We start from the raw sequence: 26702 nt of genomic DNA, 5'->3' as shown, positions 1-26702 counted from the left end.
CCTTATTTAACTTTATTGTTCAATCTTTAATACACTAAAACAAAACACCACACCTACGCAGTTTTTCAACAAGCTAAACGATTTTAAGAAAGATGTTTTTACCACAAAGAAGGCTAAAGAATACATTGACATAGCGAGCGGTTTTCATAAGCTTTTTAAAAACGACGCTAAGATCGCAGAAAGCCTAAAGCCCGCTACAACGAAAAATTTAAGTCAGGGTTTAGCGACCACTTTAAGCGGAGCGTTAAGATACCAATGGACTAAATTCACGCTAGGGACTTTATACCGCAACGCGCCCGATCGCATTTTAGGCGTGAAATTACCCAAAGCTTTAAACGAAGCCACCGCAGGCGCGGCCTTAAAGTATCACCTAAAAAGAGCGCTTGAGAGAAGCCACTCTATAAGCGAATTTAGTAAGCAGTTAGAATTAAGCGCGCAAAAATCACACTTTAGCAACAACACGCTTAAAATCATTGAAGAGCTTAATAACAGCGTCAAAAGCACGAGTGAAGAAATCAAAGAAAAAGCGACTAAATACGAAAAAGCCTTACAAGAATTACAAAAGATTGATGAAAGCAAGCTGACTAAAGAACAGCAACAGGTTTTAAAGGTATTTAAGGGAGAATTAGACAAAGGCGAGATTAAAGGCATAGATTTAAACGACCTTTACATTTTAGAACAAGGATCAAGGAATGTGGGAGCTAGAAAAATACTAAGAAAGCAGAACGGAGAAGAAAGCACAGGCGCCCTCACTAACGACGAGCTAATCAACATGAGCGAAGTTATTAAAAACGGAAGCGTGTTATTAGAGAGTTTTGAAAGGCTTAAAAACGGCTTTAGATACGCTTATGAATGGGATAATAACGGCGTAAAGCTTAGGTTAGTCGTAGATGATTTAAACAATGGAAATAAGATTTTTGATTTTTATAGCGATAGGAATTTTACAGATTTTAGGGATGCCAGGCCACAACCTAGCAAAGCAAAGGATAGCAGGCCACAACCTACTACCCTTAATGAACCTAATCCTACACCAAAACCGCTAAATAGTCAAGAGGATTTATTAAAAACAAGCGAAAATTTAAACGAAACCACACCAAAACCTACAAATTTAAGCCCGCTAGAACAAGCCAACGCTGAAAAGCTTCTTAAAGAACAACACGCTACAACCCCACTCAAAGAGTTTGGCACTAATTACCCCGAGTTTGCCTTAAAGCCTAAGGAAGCGTTAGAGAAGTTATTACAAGAGAAAAACGGGCAAGTCGCAGGCGCAGCTTATAGGGAGGATTTAGGAGGGATTGATTTTGTTTGGGGAACACCAAAGACTAAAGACAGCGTAGGTTATGGGTTAGCGCATATATTAGAACGAAGAGAACAGCAAGCGCTTGCTGATGGCTTAAGTGAAGCAGAAGCTAAAGAATACGCCTTAAATATCGTTAAATCTATCCCTGAAGTGTTAGAGAAAGGATCTAAAGGAACGGATCATTTAGGGCGTGTGTTTGTGGATTAGGAATAAGAGAGTAGGTTTAAATAACACATGGAATAACAAAGATTTAGAAAATCATTGGGTGATAAGCAGTTATGAATTACGAGATACAACAGAGAAGCCCACGCATTTTCCGACCTCGCAAGCAATCACTAAAGAAAAGGACATTCATTCTTTAAACTCCGTAGGACATAATCCTACCACAAACGCGCTAAAAAGTCAAACGCCTTTAAGCGAACAAGCCAACGCAAAAAAGCTTGCCAAGTTAGAACGCGCTATAACACCCCTTAAAGAATTTGGTAAGAATTACCCCGAGTTTGCCCTAAAGCCTAAGGAAGCGTTAGAGAAACTATTACAAGAAAAAAACGGGCAAGTCGCAGGCGCAGCTTATAGGGAGGATTTAGGAGGGATTGATTTTGTTTGGGGTAATAAAAATTATGGGTTAGAACACATCTTAGGAAAGAGAAAAAAACAATACAAAAGGTTAGGACTAACAAACGAACAAGCTAAAGAAAGGACTAACGAACTAATTAAAGAGATCCCTAATATCATACAAAAAGGCTTGAAAGAAGAAGACAAACCAGGTTATGCGGTTATTATTTTAAATAATTCAAAGGTAGTTTTAAGTAAGTTTAAGGGAGATAACGAACTAAAAAACCATTATATGATTACAAGTTTTGAAGCGGATGATAAGGTTTTAAGGGAGTTAGATACCATTGCGACACTATCTAACGATTACAGAGATGGCATCAACTATAGCATCTCAAACCTTAATGAACCTAATCTTACCACAAACGCGCTAAAAACGCAAGATTTAAGCCCACTTGAACAAGCCAACGCTGAAAAGTTAGCGAAGTTAGAAAGCGAGAAGCTAGAAAGCGAACAAGAGTTTTTAAAAGCTAAAGAGCAAGAAACAAAGCGTAAAGAAGCGTTAAAAAAGAAATTAGAACACGAGCGAGGCAATGCGGGCAACATTGAAAGCCAGACTAAAATAGAAGTAGGAGAGGATATCCCTACAAAAACACAAGCGCAATTACCCAAGAGCCGAGTAAGGCTAAACGAACGAGAGATTTACGATCTAGATTATGCGATCGTTAAAGCTAAAGACTTGAAACCAAGCTTTACCACAGGCGGGACGCAAAAACGCACCGACATGAACGAAGAGCAGATTAAAAGCATTGCTGAAAATTTTGATCCTAAAAAGATATTTGGGAGCGGAGGGTTTGAAGATTTACCGATCATTTTGCACGACGGGCAAGTGATCGCAGGAAACCACAGAATCCAAGGCATGCTGAATTTCACGCCTAAAAGCCGTTATTCTTACGAGAAAGCGATCAAGGAATACTATCACATAGATTTAAAGCCGGACGAATTGTTAGTTAGAGTGCCACACAAGCGCTTAAACAACACCGAGATCAACAATTTAGCGGCTTCAAGCAATCAAGGACGCTTTAATAGCGAAAGCGATCATGCGATAGCGGTTTTAAGCCACTACGAAGCGAAATTGAAAGAATTAGACCAAAAATTAGACGCTGATAGCATTTATTCTTTAAAAAACATTGTGGCTAAAAATTTGAATTTTGATAAGGCGACTCATCCTAATGTAACTGATAGTAACTTAGCGCTTTTAATGTTTAACATGCCACGAACCAAAACGCAAGGGATAGAGTTGCTTAATCGTTGGCAAAAAGAATTTTCTAACGACATTAAAAGCTATGAAAAAGTAAAAAAAATGTTTGTAGATAACGCCGGCAGTTTTCACAATTTAATCCACGATATGAATTTCCCTAAAGTGAGTTTAAACGCTTATTTAAGCGACATTATGGATCGCAGTTTTGCCAATTTAAAGAATTACCAAACTACGAGCGAAAGCTTGAAAGATTTGAGCGAAAAATTCTATAAAACGAGTTCTTTAGAGATGTTTGAAAAGAGCGAACAAAACACGAGCGACATTAGCGAGATTTTAGGAGGAGCTATCGCGCGATTTGCACGATTTGATGATCCTTCTAAAGCGTTATTTGAAGCGTTAAAGAGCGATAACATTAAAAAAGGCTTGAAAGAATTCAAGATTGCAGATGTTACAAAAGACATGTTTAACCCTGATAGTAAAGAGTTTAAGGATATTGATATTTACGACTTCACGCATTACCTTTTAATGGTGGATAGAGAGCCAAATGAAAATAATCCCGTTTTAAAGCGCTTGATAGAAGCTATAAAGGATATGCAAAAAGAGAGCGAGAAAGGGAGTAAAAAACAAAAACTTGACACTCCTAGCGAATGGGGACACAATTATAGCGAGTTTAAGGGCGATGGCTTAGGAGCGATTAACAAGCTATTAGAAACTAAAAAAGGTTTTGTAGCGGGAGCGTTTTATAAGGAAGGTTTAGGGGATATTGATTTAGTTTGGGGTAATAAAGATTACGAGCTAGAACACATCTTAAAACGCCGAGAGAAGCAAGCCAAAAACAAAGGACTAAACGAACAACAAGCTAAAGAATACGCCTTAAATATAGCTAAAACGATACCAGAAGTTATTGATAAAGGCGTTAAGGTTGATAATAACGGCAGAATAGCTATTGAATACCAAAATATAAGAGTAGGTTTAAAGGATAATTGGAAAGGAGAAAAATTACATAATCATTGGGTGATAACAGGTTATGAAAAAAGGTTAGAGAATAGTGAAAGTTTATATACATCTCCACTAATCACAAAGGATGAGACTCTACCCTTAAACTCTAACAAACCTAATCCTACCACAAACGCGCTAAAAACGCAAGAGCCTTTAAGCGAACAAGCCAACGCAAAAAAGTTAGCGAAGTTAGAGAGCGAGAAAGGGAGTAAAGCTGAAGCGCTTAAAAAACTTAGTTTTGATGAAATTAAAAAACTCATTGATGAAAGCCCGAATAATGGAAAAGATATTACAGTGATAGGAGGCAATAATTTAACGCCCGAGGTTGTTGAATACATTCACAAAAAACATGCTAAGGTAGGCATAGAGAGGCTAGATGAAGACGAAATAACGGCTTTCAATTTCACATATCCTAAAAATGCAAAAGCTATTATTGATTATCAAGGGATACAACATGCATTGAATAAGCATGGTATTAATTCACCTAGCGTTAAATTCAGCAAACAACCACCAATAACCTACAAAGATATAGCTAATTATAAAGATATTGTCAAAAATGCAGATGAAACCATTAAGCGCGATAATAGAATAATAAGCTATAAGCAAGTTAATGGTCATTTTGTGGTAGTGGAACAAATCAATAGAAACAAAAGCGAATTTATATTTAAAACCATGTTTAAAGAAAAAGGAGATTATAAAAATGCACCAAATTATAAGAAAAATATCAAAGAAAATGATTAAAAAGCCTCACCTTGACCATACACAAGCCCTTCCGTCTTATGTGTCAGGGTCTTTTGGCACACTTAAAAAGTGTTTTTATGGGTTAGAAATATTCTCTAACCCATTGATTGATTTTACAACAAAAAGATCTAACAAGTCAAGGAGAATGAAATGATTATTTTAGAAAACGCATGCGCTTATAAGGACTATTTAGGAATCGTGTTTGATGCAATGGGATTTAATGGGAGTTTTGAAATGGCAGGTAACGCTATCCACCTTAACATTGTAAGCGAAACCGAAACGCCGACTAAAGAGCAGGTTTTAGAGAAGTTGAAAGAAATCACGCTTAAAAAGAAAAAACAAGAGCTAGAGAGCCAAATTAACGCTATTTGTAAAGAAAAAATCACTAAAGGCTTTATTAGCGAGATTTTAGGAAGCCCTCATGCTTATGATTTAACATTAGAGGATCAAATGAACTTACAAGTGCTAATCGTGGCTAACATTGATTCGGTTTTTAGGTGCGCTGAAGTTAATAACGGCGTTGTAGGAAATAAAACTTACAAAAAACACACTAAAGCACAAATCTTACAATTAGCGAAAGAATCCTTAAGCTTTAAACAAAAACTGATTATTTTCTACGGAAGAGAAAAAGAGCGCCTGAATGCTATCACAAGCCTTGAAGCGATCACGCAAGCGAAAACGACCGCTAACAATGAAATTAACACCAACAAAACGCAAGCGATAACTAACATTACCGAAGCGAAAAACCGATCATTATCAAAACATTGATTTTTTTTGAGATTGAATAAGGCGTGTTAAAAATCCACTATAATACCCCTAAAAAATGCGAGTTTTAAAGATGCCTTTATTTGATTTAAAAAGCCCCTATCCACCAGCAGGCGATCAGCCCCAAGCCATAGAAGCCTTAACGAAAAGCTTGAAAAATAACAACCATTATCAAACTTTAGTGGGGGTTACAGGGAGCGGTAAGACTTATACGATGGCCAATATCATCGCTCAAACCAATAAACCCGCTTTGATCATGAGCCATAATAAGACCTTATGTGCACAGCTTTATAGCGAGTTTAAGGCGTTTTTCCCGCATAATAGGGTGGAGTATTTTATCTCCCACTTTGATTACTACCAGCCTGAAAGCTATATCCCTAGGAGGGATTTATTCATTGAAAAAGACAGCTCTATTAACGATGATTTAGAGCGTTTAAGATTGAGTGCGACCACCTCGCTTTTAGGTTATGATGATGTGATCGTGATAGCGAGCGTTTCGGCTAATTATGGTTTGGGTAACCCCGAAGAATATCTAAAAGTCATGGAAAAAATCAAAGTGGGCGAGAAGCGTGCTTATAAGAGCTTTTTACTCAAACTAGTAGAAATGGGTTATAGCCGTAATGAAGTGGTGTTTGATAGGGGGAGCTTTAGAGCGACGGGGGAATGCGTGGATATTTTCCCCGCTTATAATGACGCTGAATTTATTAGGATTGAATTTTTTGGCGATGAGATAGAAAGGATTGCGGTCTTTGACGCTTTAGAAAGAAATGAAATCAAGCGCTTGGATTCTGTCATGCTTTATGCGGCCAGTCAGTTTGCTGTAGGGAGTGAGAGGTTGAATTTAGCCATTAAAAGCATTGAAGATGAGCTCGCTTTAAGGTTGAAATTTTTTAAAGAGCAGGATAAAATGCTTGAATACAACCGCCTCAAACAACGCACCGAGCATGATTTAGAAATGATTAGCACGACCGGTGTGTGTAAGGGCATTGAAAATTACGCGCGCCATTTCACCGGTAAAGCCCCTAATGAAACGCCTTTTTGTTTGTTTGATTATTTAGGGATTTTTGAGCGGGAGTTTTTAGTCATTGTAGATGAAAGCCATGTGAGTTTGCCGCAGTTTGGGGGGATGTATGCAGGGGATATGAGCAGGAAAAGCGTTTTAGTGGAATATGGTTTTAGATTGCCTAGCGCTTTAGACAACCGCCCTTTAAAATTTGATGAATTTATCCATAAAAATTGCCAGTTCCTTTTTGTGTCCGCTACGCCCAATAAGCTAGAATTAGAGCTTTCCAAAAAGAATGTCGCTGAGCAAATCATTCGCCCTACAGGGCTTTTAGACCCTAAATTTGAAGTGCGAGACAGCGATAAGCAAGTCCAGGATTTATTTGATGAAATCAAGTTAGTGGTGGCCAGAGATGAAAGGGTGCTCATCACCACGCTCACTAAAAAAATGGCAGAAGAATTGTGCAAATATTATGCTGAATGGGGCTTGAAAGCGCGTTACATGCATAGTGAAATTGATGCGATTGAAAGGAACCACATCATCCGCTCTTTAAGGCTTAAGGAATTTGACATTTTAATAGGGATCAATCTTTTAAGAGAAGGGCTGGATTTGCCTGAAGTCTCTTTAGTAGCGATCATGGATGCGGATAAAGAAGGGTTTTTAAGGAGTGAGACAAGCCTCATTCAAGCCATGGGGCGAGCCGCTAGAAACGCTAATGGCAAGGTTTTATTATACGCTAAAAAAACCACTCAAAGCATGCAAAAAGCCTTTGAGATTACGAGTTACAGGCGCGCTAAGCAAGAAGAGTTCAATAAAATCCATAATATCACCCCTAAAACCGTTACTCGCGCTTTAGAAGAGGAGTTGAAATTAAGAGACGATGAGATTAGAATCGCTAAAGCTTTAAAAAAGGACAAAATCCCTAAAAGCGAAAGGGAAAAAATCATTAAAGAACTGGATAAAAAAATGCGAGAATGCGCGAAAAATTTGGACTTTGAAGAAGCGATGCGTTTGAGAGACGAAATCGCTAAATTAAGAACGCTTTAAAAACTATCGCTTAAAAACTATAAGTGTAGTTGAAATAAACCGAGTAATTGCGCCTGAAATCAACTTGGTATAACAAGCTGTTGATCCCATATTCTAAAAATCGTAAAACTTTTAGAACATCTCCACTATTATTACTAATGTTATTCATGGAATAATAATGGTTAAAATAATAAGTAGGGACTTTAATCCCAAAGCCAAATTGGTTGCGCTTATTCCCCAAACGAACCCCTAAATTCACCAAAAACTGGAAGCCATTTGGATCCACTTTCCCGCCAAAAGTGTCTAAAAGAAGAGCTTGATACAATAACGCATCGCTCACTTTGTCATGCACCCCAGCAAAAGCAATCCCCAGATTGAACCCGGCAAAAAACTTATCCCCATTATAAGCGTTAAGCAATAAATCCATATAAGTGCCGTAAGTGGAAATGATGACAGACTGCGATTCTTTTAGACCATAAAGAGAGGCACTCAAATCATAAAATAGCCCCCACCTAAAACCAAACCACTTCGTTTCTTCATGCTTACCCACCCATTTATAACCCACTTGCACGCCAAGACCATTGGACACATACGAATTTTTAAAAACAGGGCTTAAGCCATCGCTGAAAATAATTTGGCTCTTATTGAATTGTTGGGATAAATTCAAGTTGCTGTAGTTGTGCTGAATGCTCCCTAATTGATACCCAAGCCCTAAATAAAACACCGATCTATCCGCATAGCGTTTGATGGGCGAAACCACCTTTTTATTAAAAAAAGTGTAATCCCCTTTAATCAAAACATCTTTAAAACCCTTTGCATTAAGCGCGCAAGAAAGACCTAAAACTAAACATAACGCTCGTTTCAAAAAACCCCTTAAAACTTCAATTTTTAGCGCTTATTTTATAGTTTTGTTTTTATAAAAACACGCCTTATTCAAACACCCTTTTAAAAATCGCCCCCACATTTTTAGTGTAATAATTGTAATCAAAACATGCTTTGATTTCATCTTCGCTCAAATATTTTTTCAAGCGTTCATCGTTGAGTAGGGCGTTTAAAAACAAATTTTCATCAGCGTTTTTAAAAGCGCCTTGTTGCAAAACCTCCCATATTTTCATCGCATTTTCTTGCACGATAGAATAGCTTTCTTCTCTGCTCAAACCTTTTTTAGGCAACTCCAACAACACCCGTTGCGAAAAGACTAGCCCCCCACTCAAAGCCAAATTTTTAAGCATGTTTTTAGGATAAACCACCAGATTTTCAATCACGCTATTTAAGCGGCTGAGCATAAAATCGCTAGTGATAAACAGATCGGGCAAGGCAAAACGCTCCACAGAGCTATGGCTCATGTCCCTTTCATGCCATAAGGCGACATTTTCTAGCATAGGGGTCGTAAAAGAGCGAATCACCCTGCAAAGACCGGTGATATTCTCGCTCAATATGGGGTTTCTTTTGTGAGGCATCGCAGAGCTTCCTTTTTGCCCTGTTGAAAAAGCTTCTTCCACTTCATAGACTTCACTGCGTTGCAAATGGCGGATATTGACAGCGATTTTTTCACAACTGCTCGCTAAAAGAGCCAGATCGCATGCAAGCCTAGCGTAGCGGTCCCTTTGAATGACTTGATTATTGATATTGGCGGTTTTTAAGCCTAAAAATTCGCACGCTAATTCTTCTAATTCTAAGGGAGCGTGCGCGAAATTCCCCATAGCCCCACTGATTGCTCCCACGCTGATAAATTCCATCGTTAAATCTAAGGCTTTTAAATGCCGTTTGATCTCATCAGCAAAAAGGGCTAACACTAAACCAAAAGTAATGGGTTCGCCAAACACCCCATGGCTTCTGCCCACCATTAGCGTGTCTTTATGCTCTAAAGCCCTGTTTTTAAGGGTTTCATAGAGATTTTTAACGCCTTTTTGAATGAGCTTTAAGCTTTTTGTCATCAATAACGCCATAGCCGTATCAATGCAATCGCTAGAAGTGATCCCATAATGAAAAAAGCGGGACTCTTCGCCCAGGCTTTCAGCCACGCAAGTGGTGAAAGCGATTAAATCATGCTTAGTGGTTTTTTCAATTTCTTTGATGCGCTCAAGGTTGAATGCTGCCTTAGCACAGATTTTTTCACAATCGCTATCTTGGATTTGCCCAAGCTTGTTCCACGCCCTAACGACAGCTTTTTCCACTTCTAAATAGGTTTCAAACTTGGTTTGCTCATTCCATAGGGCTTTCATTTCTTCATTCGCATAGCGTTCTAACACCGACAATCCTTAAAATCAAAATGGGATTTATGTTACTTTAAAGGGGTTTAAAAAGTCAAGGGGGAAAATCACACAAGACGCAAAAAAGCGCCTTGATTTAATGGAAGGGTTATACTTTAGCTTCTTCTCTGCGTTGCAAGTATTCCCAACGCTCATTCACATCTTTTTGCAATTCTTCAATAATGTGTTCGTTTTCCTTTTTGAAAAGGTGTTTGAAGCGCTTTTGAGCCCCTAAATAATCCCTTACAGGAATGATATTTCTTGGGCGGTAAGTGATTTTCAATTCCCTGCCATTAAAGATTTCAAATAGGGGGAACATCAAGCTATCCACAGCCATATCCGCTAATTCAATGGTTTTATTGGATTCAAATTTCCATTCAGTCGTGCATGGGCTAAGAGCGTTGATGAAGCAAGGCCCTTCAGTGTCTAGCGCGGTTTTAATCTTTTTGTTCATGTCTTTCCATTTGTTAGGCGAGAGTTGCGCCACATAAGGGACCCCATGGCTTGCCATGATATTGACGATGTCTTTTTTCTTTTCTTTTTTACCAAAGCTAACCGATCCCGCTGGCGTAGTAGAAGTGCTAGCCCCTAATGGCGTAGAGCCGCTTCTTTGACCGCCGGTATTGGCGTAGTTTTCATTATCTAGGCAAATGTAAGTCATGTCATGCCCTCTTTCCATGCAACCGCTGATGAATTGAAGACCAATATCATAACTGGCCCCATCGCCTCCAAACGCCACAAATTTTGGTTTTTGACCTTGATAGCGGCCCTTATTCGTAAGCGCTTTATACATCGCTTCCACCCCTGAAATCGCCGTAGAGCCATTTTCAAAACCAATATGAATCCAAGGCACATCCCATGAAGTGTGCGGATACACCGCCGAGCATACCTCTAAACAACCGGTAGAATTGCCTAAAACGATAGGCCCATCTACAGCGTTTAAAACTTCGCGCACAATAATGCCATGCCCACAACCCGGACAAAGCAAGTGCGAGCCTTGAAATTTTTCAGCGCTTTGGCTAAAACCTTTGAGTGTTTTGACTTCTTTTATCATGATATTTCCTTTTTAAAAAAAGCTCATTTTAGGGCCGCGCAAGCCTACGAATTGTTGGGTAGGGTGCGTGAGCGTGCCTTTAAGAGCGTCTTCATTGATTTCTTCAAAAATTTCGCATAAATGCGCGATTGTCATATCCCTTTCTCCTAAACCATAAATGTAGTTAGACACCACAGGGTGTTTAGTCCCTTGCGTTTGATACACCGTGCTCGTTACCTCATTAAACATCGCTCCCATAGCACCCGCTGGAGAACTCTTGTCTAAAATCGCTAGAGCCTTAAGATTTTTCAAATCCTGCCCCAATCTTTCATAAGGGAAGGGGCGCAAGGAATGGATGGTAGCCACGCCGGCCTTAATGCCTTTTTTACGCATTTCTTTAGCCGCTACAATCGCTGATTCATAAGTAGTGCCTAACGCAAAGATAGCGATTTCAGCGTCTTCTAGCTGGAAAGTTTTAGTCAAATGGTATTGCCTGCCTGTGAGTTTAGCGAAATCATTGAACACTTCTTCAATCACAGAAGAAGCGCTCATGATCGCATGGTGGAGTTGGGCTTTATGCTCATAATGCCATTCTTCTTCAGCTTGCGCACCATAGCTTACCGGTTTATCAAAATCCAAAAGGGAATGCTTGGTTTGGTATTCGCCTACGAATTGATAAGCCACTGCATCGCTCAAAGGGCGGACATTTTGCACGGTGTGCGAGCATAAAAAGCCATCTTGATTGACAATGGTAGGCACGCGCACCTTTTGGTGCTCTGCGATTTTAAACGCCATTAAAGTGAAATCATAAGCTTCTTGAGGGTTGCATGTGCATAAACTGATCCAGCCAGAATCCCTGCTTAAATACATATCAGAATGATCGCCATGGATATTTAAAGGGGCTGCTAAAGCGCGATTGACTAAATTCAAAACGATAGGCAAACGCATGCCAGAAGCTTGGTATAAAACCTCTACCATTAACGCCAAACCTTGAGAGCTAGTCGCAGTGCTAACCCTTCCACCTGCTGCAGCAGCTCCCACGCATGCGCTCATGGCGGCATGTTCAGATTCCACTAAAACGAATTCGCCATCAATATAGCCATTATCTTTAAACGAGCCATAATTTTGCACAATGGGCGTTGATGGGGTGATAGGATAGGCTGCGATGACATCAATTTGAGCCTGTCTTAAAGCGTTAGAACTAGCGGTGTTGCCATCCCACACTTCTATCTCTTGCAATTCAATACTTTTTGCCATATTTTTTCCTTATGATTTTTTCTTTTCTTGTTTTTGGGGCCATTGAGTGAGAGCGGTAGCGGGCTCAATTTGTTCTTCAAACATCCATAGCGATTTAGGGTTGGTAGGGCAGACATCCACGCACACGCCACAGCCTTTACAATGAGAATAATCCACGCCCTTTAACTTACCCTCTCTTGAAAGAATAGCAGCGTCTGGGCAATAAACCCAACAATTAAAGCAATTGATGCAAATATTATTGTTATGCACAGGCTTAGCCACGCGCCAATGAGCCACTGAAGTGGTGAAGTAACTTTGCTCGGTGTAATGGCGCTCATCGTTGTGTTTTTCCATTTCGCTTTGCGCGTTTTTTTCAAAAGGGAAGAGCACCGCTCCCATTTCAAATTCATTCCAATCTTTCATTTTTAATCCTTAATGTTATTGAACTTCTTCATAAGCTCTTTGGATAGCGAGCATGTTAGCGTCAATGACTTCTTGCGTGAGTTTTTTGCCTAAAACTTTCTTAAAAGCTTCTTTAAAAGCCTCAATTTCAAGCATGCCAGACACTTTCATTAAAGCCCCTAACATGGGCGTGTTGGGGATGGGGCGTTTTAAGGTTTCCATAGAGATTTTTAAACAATCCACTAAAAACACCTTACGGGTTTTTAATTCAGGTTTTTTTTCAAACAATTCTTCTTTGTTAAGGTAGCTAGTGATGATATAGGTCGTGTCTTCTTTTTCATTGGCGAAGATGTTTTCAATGAAAACCAAACCGGGATCAATCACCAGCACATAATCAGGCTGCATGAAGCGTTCATGATTTAAAATAGGCTCATCATCAACGCGGTTATAAGCCATCATAGCAGCCCCCCTTTTAGCTGAGCCATAAGAGGCGAACGCTTGCACTTCTTTGCCTGTTTTTGAAATCACATCAGCCAACCCTTTAGCGCCGGTGATAGCACCTTGACCCGCTCGTGCATGCCATCTAATTTGAAACATGGTAATATGTCTCCTTAATATCGTATAAGATAAATTGAATTCAGCCTAAAATTATACAAAAAAAACTGTTAATGTGTCTTATAACAATATCTTTTTAGGAATTTTTATAGGAAAATGGGGGCATACTTACAAGAATTATGGCTATTTATTCTAAAAAGATAAGCGTTCTTAATAAAAACCACTGATATTTATTTTAAACTTTGTTATTATTTAAGGTGTGATTTGATCTTAGTCTATTGGGGCAAGTGTGGGGCAGGATAACAAAAGGAATTGGGTTATGGATAAAACAATGGTTAAAATATTGATGGGCATGGCGTTATTATCATCGCTTCAAGCCGCAGAGGCAGAGCTTGATGAAAAATCAAAAAAACCTAAATTTGCGGATAGGAATACCTTTTATTTAGGGGTTGGGTATCAGCTTAGCGCGATCAACACATCTTTTAGCACCGAGTCTGTAGATAAATCGTATTTCATGACCGGCAATGGCTTTGGTGTGGTGTTAGGGGGGAAATTTGTGACTAAAACGCAAGCTGTAGAGCATGTGGGTTTCCGTTACGGGTTGTTTTATGATCAGACCTTTTCTTCTCACAAATCCTATATTTCTACCTATGGTTTGGAATTTAGCGGTTTGTGGGACGCTTTCAATTCGCAAAAGATGTTTTTAGGGTTGGAGTTTGGCTTAGGCATCGCTGGGGCGACTTACATGCCAGGAGGGGCTATGCATGGGATTATCGCTCAAAATTTAGGCAAAGAAAATTCGCTTTTCCAATTGCTTGTGAAAGTGGGTTTTCGTTTTGGCTTTTTCCACAATGAAATCACTTTCGGGTTGAAATTCCCTGTCATTCCTAACAAAAGAACCGAAATCGTTGATGGCTTGAGCGCGACCACTTTATGGCACCGCTTACCGGTAGCTTATTTCAATTATATCTATAATTTTTAGGTATAGTTATTTAGAGGTTTTAGATTTGACAAAATCAATCAACTCTCGTGTGTCTATGGTTAGGGTTAAGAATTGCTGATAAGTAGTGATCCACTTGCCCCCTTTCCCATACAAATGATACCCATCGCCCCCACCTAAAAAGTTAAAAAACGCATCCGCTCGCACGCTTATCCATTTATTTTTATAAACATAATAAAGCCCTATCATGTCAAAATTAGGGGCTCTATACCACGGCAATCCGGTATAAAGGGATTGGCCATAAGTGGCGTAAAAGTGCATTTGGGGTTTGTTGGAAAAATAGTATCTGTTAAAAATCCCAAAGCCTTTGTATTGTGCTTGAGCGTAAAATTCCCCCCCAAAGCTGTTATAAAATTGAGCGTTTTTGCACTCGCTAGCATAACGCACGCAATAATGGGTTTGAGACGACTGCGTGCCAAAGGTCATAAAAATATTGTCCATATAAGGCATGAGATTTTTAAAATCCGCTTTAAGATAAGCGTGGTAATAGACTCTATCTAAAATGGTAGGGTTAGAGTATTTCCCTATTTCTCCGCCTTGTGGGTTATTTTTTTGACTGAAATAGGGGTAGCCATTAGGCCATTGTGGGGTTGCATCGCCTGGTTTTAAGTAGGAATTACCGCCATAAGGGTAGTTATCTCCCATGCTATGAGGGCTAGCGTTATGAAAAATGACAAGCTGTCCCCCTAAACCTAAATACCCTTTAAGAAACTGAAATTCTGAAGAAACAAAATACAAGAATTGGTTAAAATCGTAATTTTTCTTTTTGGGTTGGTTATTCCAATTACGCCCCCCATACCAATCCACAACGCCCTCAAACCACCCATTCCACCAGCGGTTGGGATCATAAGCTGGTTTGAATTGGAACGCTCCTCCCCTAAAAGTGGGATCTATAAACCAAAAAAGTTTTTTAAAAGCGCTTAAAGGGTAATGCCCTATTTGATAGCTTCGCGGCACAATGCCTAAAAAAAATCTCAAATTTTTCCCTATGTATTGGTAATACATGGTAACCCCCCACGAATAAGGGAAGTAGCTATAATGCGTGTGCAAATTTTGAATGAACCACGCCCCAAACATCAAGGCCTGTCTTTTGTCTAATTGGACGCCAATTTGGGGCATGAGACGACCTTGCATTTTGGTTAGGCTATTCCAATAGGGGTTGTTAGCTGGGGCCACTAAATTGAAATTAAAGCTCATGAACTTCAAGTCATAGACAAAACTAGCCGCTTTTATTAAGGGTGGTATTGAAAAACTTGAAATTAACAACGCATAAAGAGATTTTTTTAAGGAAATCAAACTAAAACACAGCCCCTTTCATCAACGCCCTTTAAAAATGGTGGCAAAAATAAGGTAAAATTTTAAATTAATTTGCTTTAAAAACAACATAAAAACCAAAAACAGAACCCTTTCAAGTTCGGTTTTTTTTTTTTTTGGATAAAATAGCCATTAAAAAAGGGTGTTTAATTTTTTATGACTTCATCTTCAAGCCATTCTTTTAAAGAACAAGATTTTCATATCCCTATCGCTTTTGCTTTTGATAAGAATTATCTCATTGCTGCGGGCGCGTGTCTTTATTCTTTGCTAGAAAGCATCGCTAAAGCCAATAAAAAAATCCGTTACACCCTACACGCTTTAGTGGTGGGCTTGAATGAAGAAGATAAAGCAAAGCTTAATCAAATCGCAGAGCCTTTTAAAGAATTTGCTGTTTTAGAAGTAAAAGATATTGAACCTTTTTTAGACACTATCCCTAACCCTTTTGATGAGGATTTCACCAAGCGTTTTTCTAAAATGGTGTTAGTGAAGTATTTTTTGGCGGATTTATTCCCAAAATATTCTAAAATGGTGTGGAGCGATGTGGATGTTATCTTTTGCAACGAATTTAGCACTGATTTCTTAAACATTAAAGAAAATGATGAGAATTATTTTTATGGGGTTTTGGAAGTTGAAAAGCACCACATGATGGAAGGGTTTTTGTTTTGTAATTTAGATTACCAACGCAAGAAAAATTTCACCTTAAGAATGCATGATCTTTTAAAGGGGAATGAGACTAAAGGGGAGTTGGATCTTACGAAATGGTGTTGGCCCAATATGAAAGCTTTAGGGATTGAGTATTGCGTTTTCCCTTATTATTACACCATTAAAGATTTTTCTAACGCGTATTTAAACGAAAATTACAAGAAAACCATTTTAGAGGCGCGAGAAAACCCTACCATTATCCACTATGACGCTTGGTGGGGAGCGGTGAAGCCTTGGGACTATCCTTTTGGTTTAAAAGCGGATTTATGGCTGAACGCTTTGGCTAAAACCCCATTTATGAGCGATTACACTAAGAAAATGCACACCAATGAGAGCTTTTATACCACAAAAATGGCTGAGCAGCATTATTTTTCTTCAGTAAAGTCTTCAAAAGAAATTGTTTTCAAGGCTCCGTATTTGTTTTTCAAATCGTATCTGTTTGTTGTGTTTAAAGAAAGGAAAATCCATTCAAGAGTTTTTGAATTAACTTGTAATTTAGTGAAAAAATTTTTCAATAAGCTTATTTATTTTGTGTTTTTGATGCCTAAAGCGTTAGCTAAAAGGGTGGTTAGTAAGATCCTTAGAGTTTTAGGGCTTCATGGGATTGTTAAAAAAATCTTAATCAAGCTTTTAAGAAAGGGCTAGAGTAAAGGGGTTAAAACCTTTCTTTAAATTAATTTGCTTTAAAAACAACATAAAAACCAAAAACAGAACCCTTTCAAGTTCGGTTTTTTTTTTTTTTGGATAAAATAGCCATTAAAAAAGGGTGTTTAATTTTTTATGACTTCATCTTCAAGCCATTCTTTTAAAGAACAAGATTTTCATATCCCTATCGCTTTTGCTTTTGATAAGAATTATCTCATTGCTGCGGGCGCGTGTCTTTATTCTTTGCTAGAAAGCATCGCTAAAGCCAATAAAAAAATCCGTTACACCCTACACGCTTTAGTGGTGGGCTTGAATGAAGAAGATAAAGCAAAGCTTAATCAAATCGCAGAGCCTTTTAAAGAATTTGCTGTTTTAGAAGTAAAAGATATTGAACCTTTTTTAGACACTATCCCTAACCCTTTTGATGAGGATTTCACCAAGCGTTTTTCTAAAATGGTGTTAGTGAAGTATTTTTTGGCGGATTTATTCCCAAAATATTCTAAAATGGTGTGGAGCGATGTGGATGTTATCTTTTGCAACGAATTTAGCACTGATTTCTTAAACATTAAAGAAAATGATGAGAATTATTTTTATGGGGTTTATGACAAAATATACCCGTATGAAGGCTTTTTTTATTGCAACTTAACTTACCAGCGAAAAAATCAATTTTGTAAAAAAATATTAGAAATCATACGCACGCAAAAAATAGATAAAGAACCGCAATTGACAGAATTTTGTCGTTCAAAGATCGCGCCATTAAAAATAGAGTATTGCATTTTCCCACACTATTATAGTCTTTCTGAAGAGCATTTAAAGGGCGTGGCCAATGCAATTTATCATAACACCATTAAACAAGCCCTAAGAGAACCTATCGTTATACAATATGACTCTCATCCTTATTTTCAAATCAAGCCTTGGACATATCCTTTTGGTTTAAAAGCGGATTTATGGCTGAACGCTTTGGCTAAAACCCCATTTATGAGCGATTGGTCTTATTTGATTACAGGGGGTGGGGAGATAGGTGGAGAAAAATGGCACCACTACCATAGCATTGCCGCTTATCATTACTACTTTCCTTTATGGAAAGCAGAAGAACAGATTGCCCATGACGCTTTTAAGATGTTTTTAAAACATTATTTTTTACACATTCATGAGATTCCTAAAAACGCAAGGCGAAGACTATTCAAATACTGCATTTCAATACCAATCAAGAGCCTTATTAGTAAAACCCTTAAAATCCTAGGACTCCATGCACTAGCCAAAAAAATCCTAATCCAACTCAAGCTCTTAAAAAAGAGCTAGAGTCAAAGCCTTTAATCAAACGATTTTTTCATGTCAATCACATAACGGAATTTCGCTTTCCCATGGGTTAGGTTATGATAAGCCGTGTCAATATCCTTGCCTAAAATCAAATCTATTTCAGGGTAAATATTGTGTTTGATAGAAAAATCCATCATTTCTTGGGTTTCTTTAATGCCCCCAATCAATGAGCCATAAACCTTGCGATTGCTTAAATAGATAAAATCAAAAACGCTAAGCGCTGGAGCGACTTCTACAGGCGGAAGTCCCACAAGAGCTAATTCGCCACTATAAGTTAAGAGCTTGAGGTAGTCTTTTAGATCATAATGGGTAGGAATGGTTGAAATGATAAAATCCAATTCTTCTTTGCATTGTTTAGGGTCCGTATAGAAATGTTTAACCCCCATATTTAAAGCGTCCTGCTTTTTGTGTTCGTTTCTTGCAAAAACGCTCACTTCAGCCCCCATAGCCACAGCGTATTTGACCGCCATGCTTCCTAGCCCGCCAAACCCAGCGACGCCCACTTTTGTGCCTTTAGTAACCTTAGAAAATTTTAAGGGCGAATAAGTGGTGATGCCCGCGCAAAGCAAGGGGGCTACTTTTTCTAAAGGAGCGTTTTTATCCACGCTAATCACATAGTTTTCATCTACGACAATATTATTAGAGTATCCGCCCATGTGGGGTTCATTATCATGGAAATAATCCAAACAATCATAAGTGAATACCACTTTGGCGCAAAATTGCTCTTGGTGTTCTTTACAGGGCTTACATGACTTGCATGAATTGACAAAACAGCCCACGCCCACCACATCGCCAACCTTAAATTTCTTAACTTCCTTACCCACTTCTTTGATGACCCCAGCAATTTCATGCCCAGGAACCATAGGATAAATGCCTTCTTTCCATTCGCTATAAGCGCTATGAATATCGCTATGGCAAATCCCTGCATAAAGAATATCAATCAGCACGTCTTTAGGGCCTACAGCATGGCGGCTAAAATCATGGGGCTTGAAATGCCCGTCTTTAGAAAAAATAGCAAAACCTTTAGATGGAACTCTCATAAAAACTCCTTGTTTGATTAAAATACCGCTATTGTATCGTTTTTATGGTTTGCTTATGTTTCTATAGGTTTAACTAATTTTATAGCTGTTGGTTATATGGTAGCGTTGTTTGGCATGCTCTAAACGCACCCCTTACGCTAATCGCTTTTATCTTAAGCGGCTACTATTTGCTAAATTTTATCATGCAGTAAATAATTCTCTAACGCAATGCCTGCCCCATCAAGTCCGGGAGTTTTTTTCATCACGACATGCACAGGGATAGAAGCGAGAAACGCTCCCATGCGCCCTTTCGTTTCAAAACGCGCTCTAAAGGGCGAAGTTTTAAAATAGTCAATGAATCGTGGGATAATCCCCCCACACAAATACACGCCTCCTCTAGCCCCCAAAGTGAGAGCCACATCAGCAGCGAGCGTGCCAAGCATGGAGCAAAAAGTATCTAGAGTCAATCGGCATATAGGGTAATCCCCATTCAAAGCGCGTTCGCTAATGATTTGTGGGGTCAATTCAGCCTTGCTTAACTTCGCCACTTTTTCTAAGCCTTTGCGTTTAGACAAGGCTTCATAAATCAACACTAGACCGCTCCCGCTCAAAAACCTTTCCGCGCTCACATGGTTGAATTTAGAGCGGGCGTATTGCCACACTAAAATTTCTAAATCATCAAAAGGGGCAAAGCTCACATGCCCTCCTTCACCGGGCAAGACTTTCAAAGAGCCATCGCTGTCTTGGATAAGAGTGCTTACCCCAAGCCCGGTTCCTGGCCCTAAAATCGCTTTAGGGGCGTTGATCTCGCACTTAATCCCGCCTATTTGAGCTAGATCGTTTTCTTGCATCGCGCTAATGGCATAGGCTTGCGCGACAAAATCATTGATGACAAGCAATTTTTTTAAATCCAAACATTGCCGTGTCGTTTCAATAGAAAAAGTCCAATGGTTGTTAGTCATTTGGACAAAATCCCCCATAATGGGCGTAGCCACAGCAAAAGAGCCATAAATAGGGTGCAGTTTAAGGCTTTCTTTGCATTTAGAAAGATAGAATCGCACCGCATCGCTCAAGCTTTCAAAATCTTCGCACCGCAAGACTTCAATGCATTCAATCTGTCGTGGGGCGACTTCCAAGCCAAAGCGCGCGTTCGTGCCGCCAATATCGGCTAAGAGTCTTGGGTAAGTTTCAGTTTTTGGCATAAAACACCTCCGTGGTAACTTTTTTAGAATGTAAAATCCGAGCGATCGGCAGAGAATAGGGAGCGTTTTCTTTTAAAGCTTTTTCTAAAACCTCCCTTTTTTCTACTCCGCTAATGCTTAAGAAAAGTTTTTCGCAATTTTCTAAGGCGTTAACAGACATGCTCAGGCGCTCATAAGGAGCGTTAGCGGGCTTAGTCAAAACGATATTTTCTTTTTCTTCGTTTAAAAAAGCGCTTGTTTCAGGAAAAAGGCTAGCCGTATGCCCGTCAGTCCCCATGCCCAAAATGGCTAAATGGGGCTGTTTGAAATGCTGGTTAGCAAAATGAAAAAGCGCGTTTGTATCGTTAGAAATCTTTTTGGGCAAAAGCGGAATAAAAGAAGCTTTTAAAGCGTTATTTTGCAACAAGTAGTCGTGTAATAATTTGGTGTTGCTATCATCATGATTTGTGTCTATAATGCGTTCATCTACCAGACTGATTAAACACTCATGCCATTTGAGATTTAAAACGCTTAATTTTTGCAACAAGCTAATGGGCGAACGGCCCCCAGAAAAAGCGATAGAAACTTGATGGTGCTTTTTTAAGGCGGTGTTAAAAAATTCTTTAAAACGCTCTGTTAAAGCCTTGTGGCAATCTTTTAAACTTTCAAATTCAAACAATTGATAACCCATGAAATCCCTTTCATTGATAGAGTGGTTTTAAAAATTCTGATTCGTTGAGATTATGGCTTTCATAGGAGTATAAGGGCGTGGCGTTATTCATAAAACCCTCTATGAGCGTGTCAATAAAAACCCATGACGCTTCTAATTCCAATTGGTGGGCGAAATTATTGTGGTTATTTTGTATCGCATCATAGAGCAATTTAGCGTAGGGCTGTAAAAATTCTTGTTTGTTATGGGTTTCTAAAATAAGGGGGTTTTGATTGTCTTTTAGGGTGAGGGTGATTTTATCTTGAGAGAGGAAAAATTCTAGCGTATTGATTGCATTAAAATGGATTTTCACGCTCGCTTGATTATGGGGCATTTTTTTAGCGTGCTTAAGATAGAAAGGCACGCCTTTAAATTTAGGCGTATCCAAAAAGGCTTTAATAGCGACAAAAGTTTCTGTCTGGCTCTCTTTATGGACCTTATTTTCATCTCTATAGCCTTGATATTGGGCCCGAATGACCTGTTTTTTAAAATCTTTAGGGGGTTGTAAGGTTTTTAAAACTTTGATTTTTTCTTTCCTCAAATCCTTTAAATCGTTGGGTAAATCTGTAGCGATAAGGGATAAAACTTGCAAGAGATGGTTTTGAACCATATCCCTTAAAGCCCCGATTTTATCGTAAAATTCGCCTCTTTCTTCCACCCCCAAAGTCTCATACACGCAGATTTCAACCGCGCTGATTTGATCCCATAAAATGTTTAAGATAGGGTTATTTAGGCGCAATTCAAGGATATTTTGAACGCCCTTTTTCCCTAAATAATGATCGATTCTAAAGATTTGTTCTTCTTTAAAAAAAGCGCTAATGCTTTGGAAAATTTCTTTACAAGTCTTTAAATCATGCCCTAAAGGCTTTTCTAAAATCAAGCGAGTGTTGGCGTGATTGAGCGCGTTTTTGGCCAAATTTTGAGCGGTCGTTGCAAAAAAACTAGGGGAGATAGAAAAGTAGAAGATCAAGGGCTTATTTTTTGTAGCGATTTTACTCAATTCCTCAAAGTCTTTAGGGTTATCCAAACGGATGCGCAAATAACTGATATGGGCTAAAAATTCCTTACCCTTTTCTCTTGAATGCAGTTGCGTTTTTTCACAAAGAAGCGTTAAAAACTCTTCATTGGATAGCTCCTTACGCCCCGATGCAATAATCTTAGAATCTTTTTTAAAACCATAATGGGTATAAATTTCATAGAGCGAAACAAAGAGCTTTCGCATGGCTAAATCCCCAGTCGCGCCAAAAAGAACCAAATCAAAATCTAACATCAATAACCCTTTTAGAGTGTTTTTAAGTTATTATTATATATTAAATCTTAATTGAAGGGGTGTTCATGCCTAAGCATTCTTTAGAACAAATCAAAGAAAAAATTACAGAGCGTAGCAAAAAAACCAGAGAACTTTATTTAGAAAATATCTTTAACCCTAAAAACCAGCCCAAGATTGAGAGCTTGGGTTGCGCGAATATTGCACATGTTACTGCGAGCATGCCAGAGCATTTAAAAATGCCTTTAGGTTCGCATAAAAGAAAGCATTTTGCGATTATCACGGCTTATAACGACATGCTGTCAGCCCACCAGCCTTTTAAAAATTACCCTGACTGGATTAAAAAAGAATTGCAAGAGCATAACGCTTATGCGAGCGTCGCTAGTGGGGTGCCAGCGATGTGTGATGGTATCACGCAGGGTTATGATGGCATGGAATTGAGCTTATTCAGTAGAGATGTGATCGCTTTAAGCACCGCCGTGGGGTTAAGCCATAATGTCTTTGACGGAGCGTTTTTTTTAGGCGTGTGCGATAAGATTGTGCCAGGCTTGCTCATAGGAGCGTTAAGCTTTGGGAATTTAGCGAGCGTGTTTGTGCCAAGCGGGCCTATGGTGAGTGGGATAGAAAATTATAAAAAAGCTAAAGCGCGCCAAGATTTTGCAATGGGAAAGATCAACAGAGAAGAGCTTTTAAAAGTGGAAATGCAAAGCTATCATGATGTGGGCACTTGCACTTTTTATGGCACGGCTAATTCTAACCAAATGATGATGGAGTTTATGGGGTTGCATGTGGCTAATTCTAGCTTTATCAACCCTAACAACCCCTTACGGAAGGTTTTAGTAGAAGAGAGCGCCAAAAGATTAGCGAGCGGGAAAGTTCTGCCTTTAGCCAAACTCATTGATGAAAAAAGCATTCTTAACGCTCTTATAGGCTTAATGGCAACCGGAGGTTCTACTAACCACACTTTGCATTTGATCGCTATCGCTAGATCTTGCGGGGTGATTCTCAATTGGGACGATTTTGACGCTGTTTCTAATCTCATACCCCTTTTAGCTAAAGTCTATCCTAACGGATCAGCGGATGTGAACGCTTTTGAAGCCTGTGGGGGCTTAGCGTTTGTGATCAAAGAATTATTAAAAGAGGGGCTTTTATTTGAAGACACTCATACCATTATGGATACCAAAACGCAAAAAGGCATGCAAAATTACACCAAAACCCCCTTTTTAGAAAACGACCAATTGGTGTATAAAGACGCTGTTAGTCATAGCCTGAATACGGATATTTTACGCCCTGTTAGCGAGCCTTTTGCCGCTAATGGGGGGCTTAAAATCTTAAAGGGTAATTTAGGGCGGGCCGTGATTAAAATCTCAGCCATTAAAGATGAGCATAGGAAAGTCAAGGCCAGAGCGATTGTTTTTAAAACCCAAAGCGAATTTTTGGAACGCTTTAAAAATAAAGAATTAGAAAGGGACTTTGTGGCGGTCTTGCCTTTCCAAGGGCCTAAATCTAACGGCATGCCAGAATTGCACAAACTCACCACGAATTTAGGGGCTTTGCAGGATATGGGCTATAAGGTTGCGCTGGTTACGGATGGGCGCATGAGCGGGGCGAGCGGGAAAGTGCCTAGCGCGATCCATTTAAGCCCTGAGGGAGCGTTAAACGGGGCGATCATTAAGATTAAAGATGGCGATTTGATAGAATTAGACGCTCCTAATAACGCTTTGAATGTGCTTGAAAAGGATTTTGAAGATAGAGGGATCAATCCCTTGTTTTTAGAAACCTTAGAAAATTTAGAAAAGCCGAGTTTTGGGTTGGGTAGGGAATTGTTTACGAGTTTGAGATTGAATGTCAATACGGCTGAAGAGGGCGGCATGAGTTTTGGCATAAAGGTATAAAAATATAAAGGAGATAAAATGCAAGATAAAATAATAGAGGTTTTACAAATTAGCCCCATTGTCCCTGTGGTGGTAATTGAGGATATAAAAGACGCTGTGCCTTTAGCGCAAAGCCTAATAGAGGGGGGTATTCCAATCATAGAAGTTACTTTGCGCTCCAGTTGCGCTTTAGAAGCCATAGAGCTTATCGCTAAGAATGTGCCAAAAATGCGCGTGGGTGCTGGCACGATACTAAATCCCACTCAATTAGAGCAAGCTCAAAATAGGGGGGCAGAGTTTTTGATTAGCCCGGGTCTTACGATAGAGCTTTTAGAACACGCAAAGAAAAAAGACATGCCCCTAATACCTGGGGTTTCTAGCAGTAGTGAAGTCATGCAAGCCTTAGAATTGGGCTATAGCACTTTGAAATTTTTCCCGGCAGAGTATTGCGGGGGCGTTAAGCTTTTAAACGCTTTTAATGGCCCTTTTAAAGGGGTGAAATTTTGCCCTACTGGGGGGATTAGCGCAGATAACATGCGTTCTTATTTAAATTTAGAAAATGTTTTGTGCGTGGGGGGGAGCTGGCTTACCCCTAAAGATTTGATTCAAAACAAAGAGTGGGATAAAATCACAGAAATTTGTAAGAGAGCGCTAACTTTAAGATAGCAAAAAGATCATGGCATTTTGTATTTGCTTAATAACACTATAATAAAATTTTTAATAAGGAGATACATCATGTTAGAAAATGTCAAAAAATCCCTTTTTAGGGTTTTGTGCTTGGGAGCGTTGTGTTTAGGGGGGCTAATGGCAGAGCAAGACCCTAAAGAGCTTGTGGGTTTGGGCGCAAAGAGTTACAAAGAGCAAGATTTCACTCAAGCTAAGAAATATTTTGAGAAAGCGTGCGATTTGAAAGAAAATAGCGGGTGTTTTAATTTAGGGGTGCTTTATTATCAAGGGCAAGGGGTGGAAAAGAACTTGAAAAAAGCCGCCTCCTTTTACGCTAAAGCTTGCGATTTGAATTACAGCAATGGGTGTCATTTGCTAGGGAATTTATATTACAGTGGGCAAGGCGTGTCCCAAAACACCAATAAAGCCTTACAATACTACTCTAAAGCGTGCGATTTGAAATACGCTGAAGGGTGCGCGAGCTTAGGGGGGATTTATCATGATGGTAAAATGGTAACTAGGGATTTTAAAAAAGCGGTGGAATATTTCACTAAAGCGTGCGATTTAAACGATGGCGATGGTTGCACGATATTAGGGAGCTTGTATGATGCAGGCAGAGGCACGCCTAAGGATTTGAAAAAGGCGCTCGCTTCGTATGATAAAGCTTGCGACTTAAAAGACAGCCCGGGGTGTTTTAACGCAGGGAATATGTATCATCATGGCGATGGCGTGGCGAAGAATTTTAAAGAGGCTCTCGATCGTTATTCTAAAGCATGCGAGATGCAAAACGGCGGAGGGTGTTTCAATTTAGGGGCTATGCAATACAATGGCGAAGGTGCAACAAGGAATGAAAAGCAAGCCATAGAAAACTTTAAAAAAGGCTGTAAATTGGGCGCTAAAGGGGCATGCGATATTCTCAAGCAGCTCAAAATCAAAGTTTAGTTTGAATAAGGCTTGATCAAGCGGCTTTAAAAAGCGGTCTTTTAGGGTGTTAGGGGGGATTTTAGGGGAGGATCATTTCCAAAATACTTCCTATTCTCTTAAGATGATGAGTTTAAACAACCAAAATCCCCTTTTTTTAAAACTTAAAGGGTTATTAAAGTTTAAATTTATTCTTAAAACCCCTTAAGGGTTTTTATGGGTGGGTAGGGGAGCGAAAGTTTGGCTTATGGGCATGATTTCTATGCGGTTGATATTGACATGCAAGGGTTGTTCATAAATCCATAGCACGATGTTAGCAATATCTTGTGGTTTGAGATAAATGGTGTTTTCATAGACAGATTGGGCTTTTATTTTATCGCCCTTAAAGCGCACCATGCTGAATTCGGTTTCGCCGCACAAACCGGGTTCAACATTACTCACTCTGATGTTAGTGCCAACCAAATCCGCTCGCAAATTTAAAGAAAATTGCTTCACAAACGCCTTGCTCGCTCCATAGACATTCCCGCCAGGATAGGAGTAAGTGCCAGCGATAGAGCCAAGATTGATGATAGTCCCTTGGTTATGCTCTATCATAGAGGGCAAGATCAAGCGGGTGAGATGCAACAACCCCTTAATATTTGTGTCTATCATGATTTCCCAGTCGTCTAACTCGCATTCATAAGCCTTGTTCAAGCCTAGCGCTAAGCCGGCGTTATTGATTAAAGCGTCAATGCGATCCGTCATGGAAAAAATAGTTTCTATCGCTCGCTTAGTTTCAAGCTTGTTTTGAAGATCAAAACACAAGGGAATGAAATGCTTAGGGTAAGCGAGTTGCAATTCTTGCAAATTCTCTTTTCGCCTCCCTGTGCCAAAAACCACATGGCTTTTTTGTAAAAACGCTTTAGCGATTTCTAACCCAAACCCTGAAGTCGCCCCACTAACTAAAATGTGCGCCATTT

The 26702-nt window shown here is 39.3% G+C and carries 23 protein-coding genes and 1 pseudogene; 11 read left to right on the top strand and 13 right to left on the bottom strand.

Annotation, left to right across the window (positions count from 1 at the left end; genetic code table 11):
- Positions 1 to 144 precede the first annotated feature (144 nt).
- A pseudogene (locus DQL14_RS06690) lies at positions 145 to 345 on the bottom strand (hypothetical protein).
- Between DQL14_RS06690 and DQL14_RS08705 the strand changes: the two are divergent.
- The 5 genes from DQL14_RS08705 (at position 314) to uvrB (ending at position 7668) form a co-directional block, all read left to right on the top strand.
- Positions 314 to 1507 carry a DUF3519 domain-containing protein gene (locus DQL14_RS08705; RefSeq protein WP_414973496.1) on the top strand — a complete coding sequence of 398 codons (1194 nt, stop codon included), beginning with the start codon at positions 314 to 316 and terminating at the stop codon, positions 1505 to 1507. The pseudogene DQL14_RS06690 and the gene DQL14_RS08705 sit on opposite strands and share 32 nt — an antisense overlap.
- A complete protein-coding gene (locus DQL14_RS06680) occupies positions 1491 to 4853 on the top strand; it encodes a DUF3519 domain-containing protein (protein WP_231952823.1) in 3363 nt (1120 codons plus the stop codon). The genes DQL14_RS08705 and DQL14_RS06680 overlap by 17 nt, the downstream gene beginning before the upstream one ends.
- Positions 4813 to 5007 (top strand): hypothetical protein, encoded by a 195-nt coding sequence (locus tag DQL14_RS08700; RefSeq protein ID WP_108169168.1) that lies wholly within the window; start codon positions 4813 to 4815, stop codon positions 5005 to 5007. Before DQL14_RS06680 ends, DQL14_RS08700 begins: the two co-directional genes overlap by 41 nt.
- Entirely contained in the window at positions 5007 to 5621 is a 615-nt protein-coding gene (locus tag DQL14_RS06670) for a hypothetical protein (RefSeq protein WP_231952945.1), read from the top strand. The genes DQL14_RS08700 and DQL14_RS06670 overlap by 1 nt, the downstream gene beginning before the upstream one ends.
- Positions 5622 to 5691: 70 nt before the next feature.
- A complete protein-coding gene (gene uvrB / locus DQL14_RS06665) occupies positions 5692 to 7668 on the top strand; it encodes an excinuclease ABC subunit UvrB (protein ID WP_108169954.1) in 1977 nt (658 codons plus the stop codon).
- Between the two features lie 10 nt (positions 7669 to 7678).
- On the opposite strand, the gene DQL14_RS06660 is transcribed toward uvrB, so the two are convergent.
- From DQL14_RS06660 to DQL14_RS06635, 6 genes are all read right to left on the bottom strand, one after another.
- On the bottom strand, positions 7679 to 8512 hold the full coding sequence (locus tag DQL14_RS06660) for an outer membrane protein (protein WP_108169166.1): 834 nt from the start codon (positions 8510 to 8512) through the stop codon (positions 7679 to 7681).
- 64 nt (positions 8513 to 8576) lie between these two features.
- Entirely contained in the window at positions 8577 to 9899 is a 1323-nt protein-coding gene (purB, locus tag DQL14_RS06655) for an adenylosuccinate lyase (RefSeq protein ID WP_108169165.1), read from the bottom strand.
- A 109-nt stretch (positions 9900 to 10008) separates the two neighbouring features.
- On the bottom strand, positions 10009 to 10953 hold the full coding sequence (locus DQL14_RS06650) for a thiamine pyrophosphate-dependent enzyme (protein WP_000589024.1): 945 nt from the start codon (positions 10951 to 10953) through the stop codon (positions 10009 to 10011).
- 12 nt (positions 10954 to 10965) lie between these two features.
- On the bottom strand, positions 10966 to 12189 hold the full coding sequence (locus DQL14_RS06645; protein ID WP_108169164.1) for a 2-oxoacid:ferredoxin oxidoreductase subunit alpha: 1224 nt from the start codon (positions 12187 to 12189) through the stop codon (positions 10966 to 10968).
- A 9-nt stretch (positions 12190 to 12198) separates the two neighbouring features.
- A complete protein-coding gene (locus DQL14_RS06640; RefSeq protein WP_000656174.1) occupies positions 12199 to 12591 on the bottom strand; it encodes a 4Fe-4S dicluster-binding protein in 393 nt (130 codons plus the stop codon).
- A gap of 15 nt (positions 12592 to 12606) precedes the next feature.
- The gene (locus DQL14_RS06635; RefSeq protein WP_000486466.1) at positions 12607 to 13167 is read right to left on the bottom strand and encodes a pyruvate flavodoxin oxidoreductase subunit gamma; all 561 of its coding nucleotides are present in this window, start codon (positions 13165 to 13167) and stop codon (positions 12607 to 12609) included.
- Positions 13168 to 13444: 277 nt separating this feature from the next.
- Here DQL14_RS06635 and DQL14_RS06630 point away from each other — a divergent pair, with 277 nt between their 5' ends.
- Positions 13445 to 14107, top strand: a complete 663-nt coding sequence (locus DQL14_RS06630; RefSeq protein ID WP_108169163.1) for an outer membrane protein — start codon at positions 13445 to 13447, stop codon at positions 14105 to 14107.
- 6 nt (positions 14108 to 14113) lie between these two features.
- Here DQL14_RS06630 and DQL14_RS06625 read toward each other — a convergent pair whose 3' ends face one another.
- On the bottom strand, positions 14114 to 15421 hold the full coding sequence (locus tag DQL14_RS06625) for a hypothetical protein (RefSeq protein WP_108169162.1): 1308 nt from the start codon (positions 15419 to 15421) through the stop codon (positions 14114 to 14116).
- A 174-nt stretch (positions 15422 to 15595) separates the two neighbouring features.
- Between DQL14_RS06625 and DQL14_RS06620 the strand changes: the two genes are divergently transcribed.
- Both DQL14_RS06620 and DQL14_RS06615 read left to right on the top strand, forming a co-directional pair.
- Positions 15596 to 16786, top strand: a complete 1191-nt coding sequence (locus DQL14_RS06620; RefSeq protein WP_108169161.1) for a glycosyltransferase family 8 protein — start codon at positions 15596 to 15598, stop codon at positions 16784 to 16786.
- A gap of 135 nt (positions 16787 to 16921) precedes the next feature.
- Positions 16922 to 18088, top strand: coding sequence for a glycosyltransferase (locus tag DQL14_RS06615; protein WP_108169160.1), 1167 nt, complete (start codon positions 16922 to 16924; stop codon positions 18086 to 18088).
- Positions 18089 to 18099: 11 nt separating this feature from the next.
- On the opposite strand, the gene DQL14_RS06610 is transcribed toward DQL14_RS06615, so the two are convergent.
- The 4 genes from DQL14_RS06610 to DQL14_RS06595 all read right to left on the bottom strand — a co-directional run bounded on the left by DQL14_RS06610 (position 18100) and on the right by DQL14_RS06595 (position 22285).
- Positions 18100 to 19146 carry an NAD(P)-dependent alcohol dehydrogenase gene (locus tag DQL14_RS06610; RefSeq protein ID WP_108169159.1) on the bottom strand — a complete coding sequence of 349 codons (1047 nt, stop codon included), beginning with the start codon at positions 19144 to 19146 and terminating at the stop codon, positions 18100 to 18102.
- 170 nt (positions 19147 to 19316) lie between these two features.
- Positions 19317 to 20327 (bottom strand): glucokinase, encoded by a 1011-nt coding sequence (locus DQL14_RS06605; protein WP_108169158.1) that lies wholly within the window; start codon positions 20325 to 20327, stop codon positions 19317 to 19319.
- On the bottom strand, positions 20314 to 20997 hold the full coding sequence (gene pgl, locus DQL14_RS06600) for a 6-phosphogluconolactonase (protein WP_108169157.1): 684 nt from the start codon (positions 20995 to 20997) through the stop codon (positions 20314 to 20316). Before pgl ends, DQL14_RS06605 begins: the two co-directional genes overlap by 14 nt.
- A gap of 10 nt (positions 20998 to 21007) precedes the next feature.
- Entirely contained in the window at positions 21008 to 22285 is a 1278-nt protein-coding gene (locus DQL14_RS06595; RefSeq protein WP_108169156.1) for a glucose-6-phosphate dehydrogenase, read from the bottom strand.
- 65 nt (positions 22286 to 22350) lie between these two features.
- Here DQL14_RS06595 and edd point away from each other — a divergent pair, with 65 nt between their 5' ends.
- From edd to hcpC, 3 genes are all read left to right on the top strand, one after another.
- On the top strand, positions 22351 to 24177 hold the full coding sequence (gene edd, locus DQL14_RS06590) for a phosphogluconate dehydratase (RefSeq protein WP_108169155.1): 1827 nt from the start codon (positions 22351 to 22353) through the stop codon (positions 24175 to 24177).
- An 18-nt stretch (positions 24178 to 24195) separates the two neighbouring features.
- Positions 24196 to 24822, top strand: coding sequence for a bifunctional 4-hydroxy-2-oxoglutarate aldolase/2-dehydro-3-deoxy-phosphogluconate aldolase (locus DQL14_RS06585; RefSeq protein WP_108169154.1), 627 nt, complete (start codon positions 24196 to 24198; stop codon positions 24820 to 24822).
- A gap of 69 nt (positions 24823 to 24891) precedes the next feature.
- On the top strand, positions 24892 to 25764 hold the full coding sequence (hcpC, locus tag DQL14_RS06580; RefSeq protein ID WP_108169153.1) for a Sel1-like repeat protein HcpC: 873 nt from the start codon (positions 24892 to 24894) through the stop codon (positions 25762 to 25764).
- Positions 25765 to 25947: 183 nt separating this feature from the next.
- Here hcpC and DQL14_RS06575 read toward each other — a convergent pair whose 3' ends face one another.
- Complete coding sequence (locus tag DQL14_RS06575) at positions 25948 to 26700, bottom strand: SDR family oxidoreductase (RefSeq protein WP_108169152.1); 753 nt, start codon at positions 26698 to 26700, stop codon at positions 25948 to 25950.
- Positions 26701 to 26702 lie beyond the last annotated feature (2 nt).

Source organism: Helicobacter pylori NCTC 11637 = CCUG 17874 = ATCC 43504 = JCM 12093 (assembly GCF_900478295.1).
GTDB classification, from domain to species: Bacteria; Campylobacterota; Campylobacteria; order Campylobacterales; family Helicobacteraceae; genus Helicobacter; species Helicobacter pylori.
This window is presented reverse-complemented; position numbering and strand designations above follow the sequence as displayed.

Excerpts from the sequence above, each read along its gene's own strand:
- DQL14_RS06650 (WP_000589024.1), bottom strand. The coding sequence starts at position 10,953 with ATGATAAAAGAAGTCAAAACACTCAAAGGTTTTAGCCAAAGCGCTGAA.
- DQL14_RS06620 (WP_108169161.1), top strand. The coding sequence starts at position 15,596 with ATGACTTCATCTTCAAGCCATTCTTTTAAAGAACAAGATTTTCATATC.
- DQL14_RS06575 (WP_108169152.1), bottom strand. The coding sequence starts at position 26,700 with ATGGCGCACATTTTAGTTAGTGGGGCGACTTCAGGGTTTGGGTTAGAA.
- DQL14_RS06610 (WP_108169159.1), bottom strand. The coding sequence starts at position 19,146 with ATGAGAGTTCCATCTAAAGGTTTTGCTATTTTTTCTAAAGACGGGCAT.
- DQL14_RS06645 (WP_108169164.1), bottom strand. The coding sequence starts at position 12,189 with ATGGCAAAAAGTATTGAATTGCAAGAGATAGAAGTGTGGGATGGCAAC.
- DQL14_RS06635 (WP_000486466.1), bottom strand. The coding sequence starts at position 13,167 with ATGTTTCAAATTAGATGGCATGCACGAGCGGGTCAAGGTGCTATCACC.
- DQL14_RS06595 (WP_108169156.1), bottom strand. The coding sequence starts at position 22,285 with ATGTTAGATTTTGATTTGGTTCTTTTTGGCGCGACTGGGGATTTAGCC.
- edd (WP_108169155.1), top strand. The coding sequence starts at position 22,351 with ATGCCTAAGCATTCTTTAGAACAAATCAAAGAAAAAATTACAGAGCGT.
- pgl (WP_108169157.1), bottom strand. The coding sequence starts at position 20,997 with ATGGGTTATCAATTGTTTGAATTTGAAAGTTTAAAAGATTGCCACAAG.
- uvrB (WP_108169954.1), top strand. The coding sequence starts at position 5,692 with ATGCCTTTATTTGATTTAAAAAGCCCCTATCCACCAGCAGGCGATCAG.
- DQL14_RS06585 (WP_108169154.1), top strand. The coding sequence starts at position 24,196 with ATGCAAGATAAAATAATAGAGGTTTTACAAATTAGCCCCATTGTCCCT.
- DQL14_RS06605 (WP_108169158.1), bottom strand. The coding sequence starts at position 20,327 with ATGCCAAAAACTGAAACTTACCCAAGACTCTTAGCCGATATTGGCGGC.
- DQL14_RS06640 (WP_000656174.1), bottom strand. The coding sequence starts at position 12,591 with ATGAAAGATTGGAATGAATTTGAAATGGGAGCGGTGCTCTTCCCTTTT.
- DQL14_RS08700 (WP_108169168.1), top strand. The coding sequence starts at position 4,813 with ATGCACCAAATTATAAGAAAAATATCAAAGAAAATGATTAAAAAGCCT.
- DQL14_RS06615 (WP_108169160.1), top strand. The coding sequence starts at position 16,922 with ATGACTTCATCTTCAAGCCATTCTTTTAAAGAACAAGATTTTCATATC.
- hcpC (WP_108169153.1), top strand. The coding sequence starts at position 24,892 with ATGTTAGAAAATGTCAAAAAATCCCTTTTTAGGGTTTTGTGCTTGGGA.
- DQL14_RS06630 (WP_108169163.1), top strand. The coding sequence starts at position 13,445 with ATGGATAAAACAATGGTTAAAATATTGATGGGCATGGCGTTATTATCA.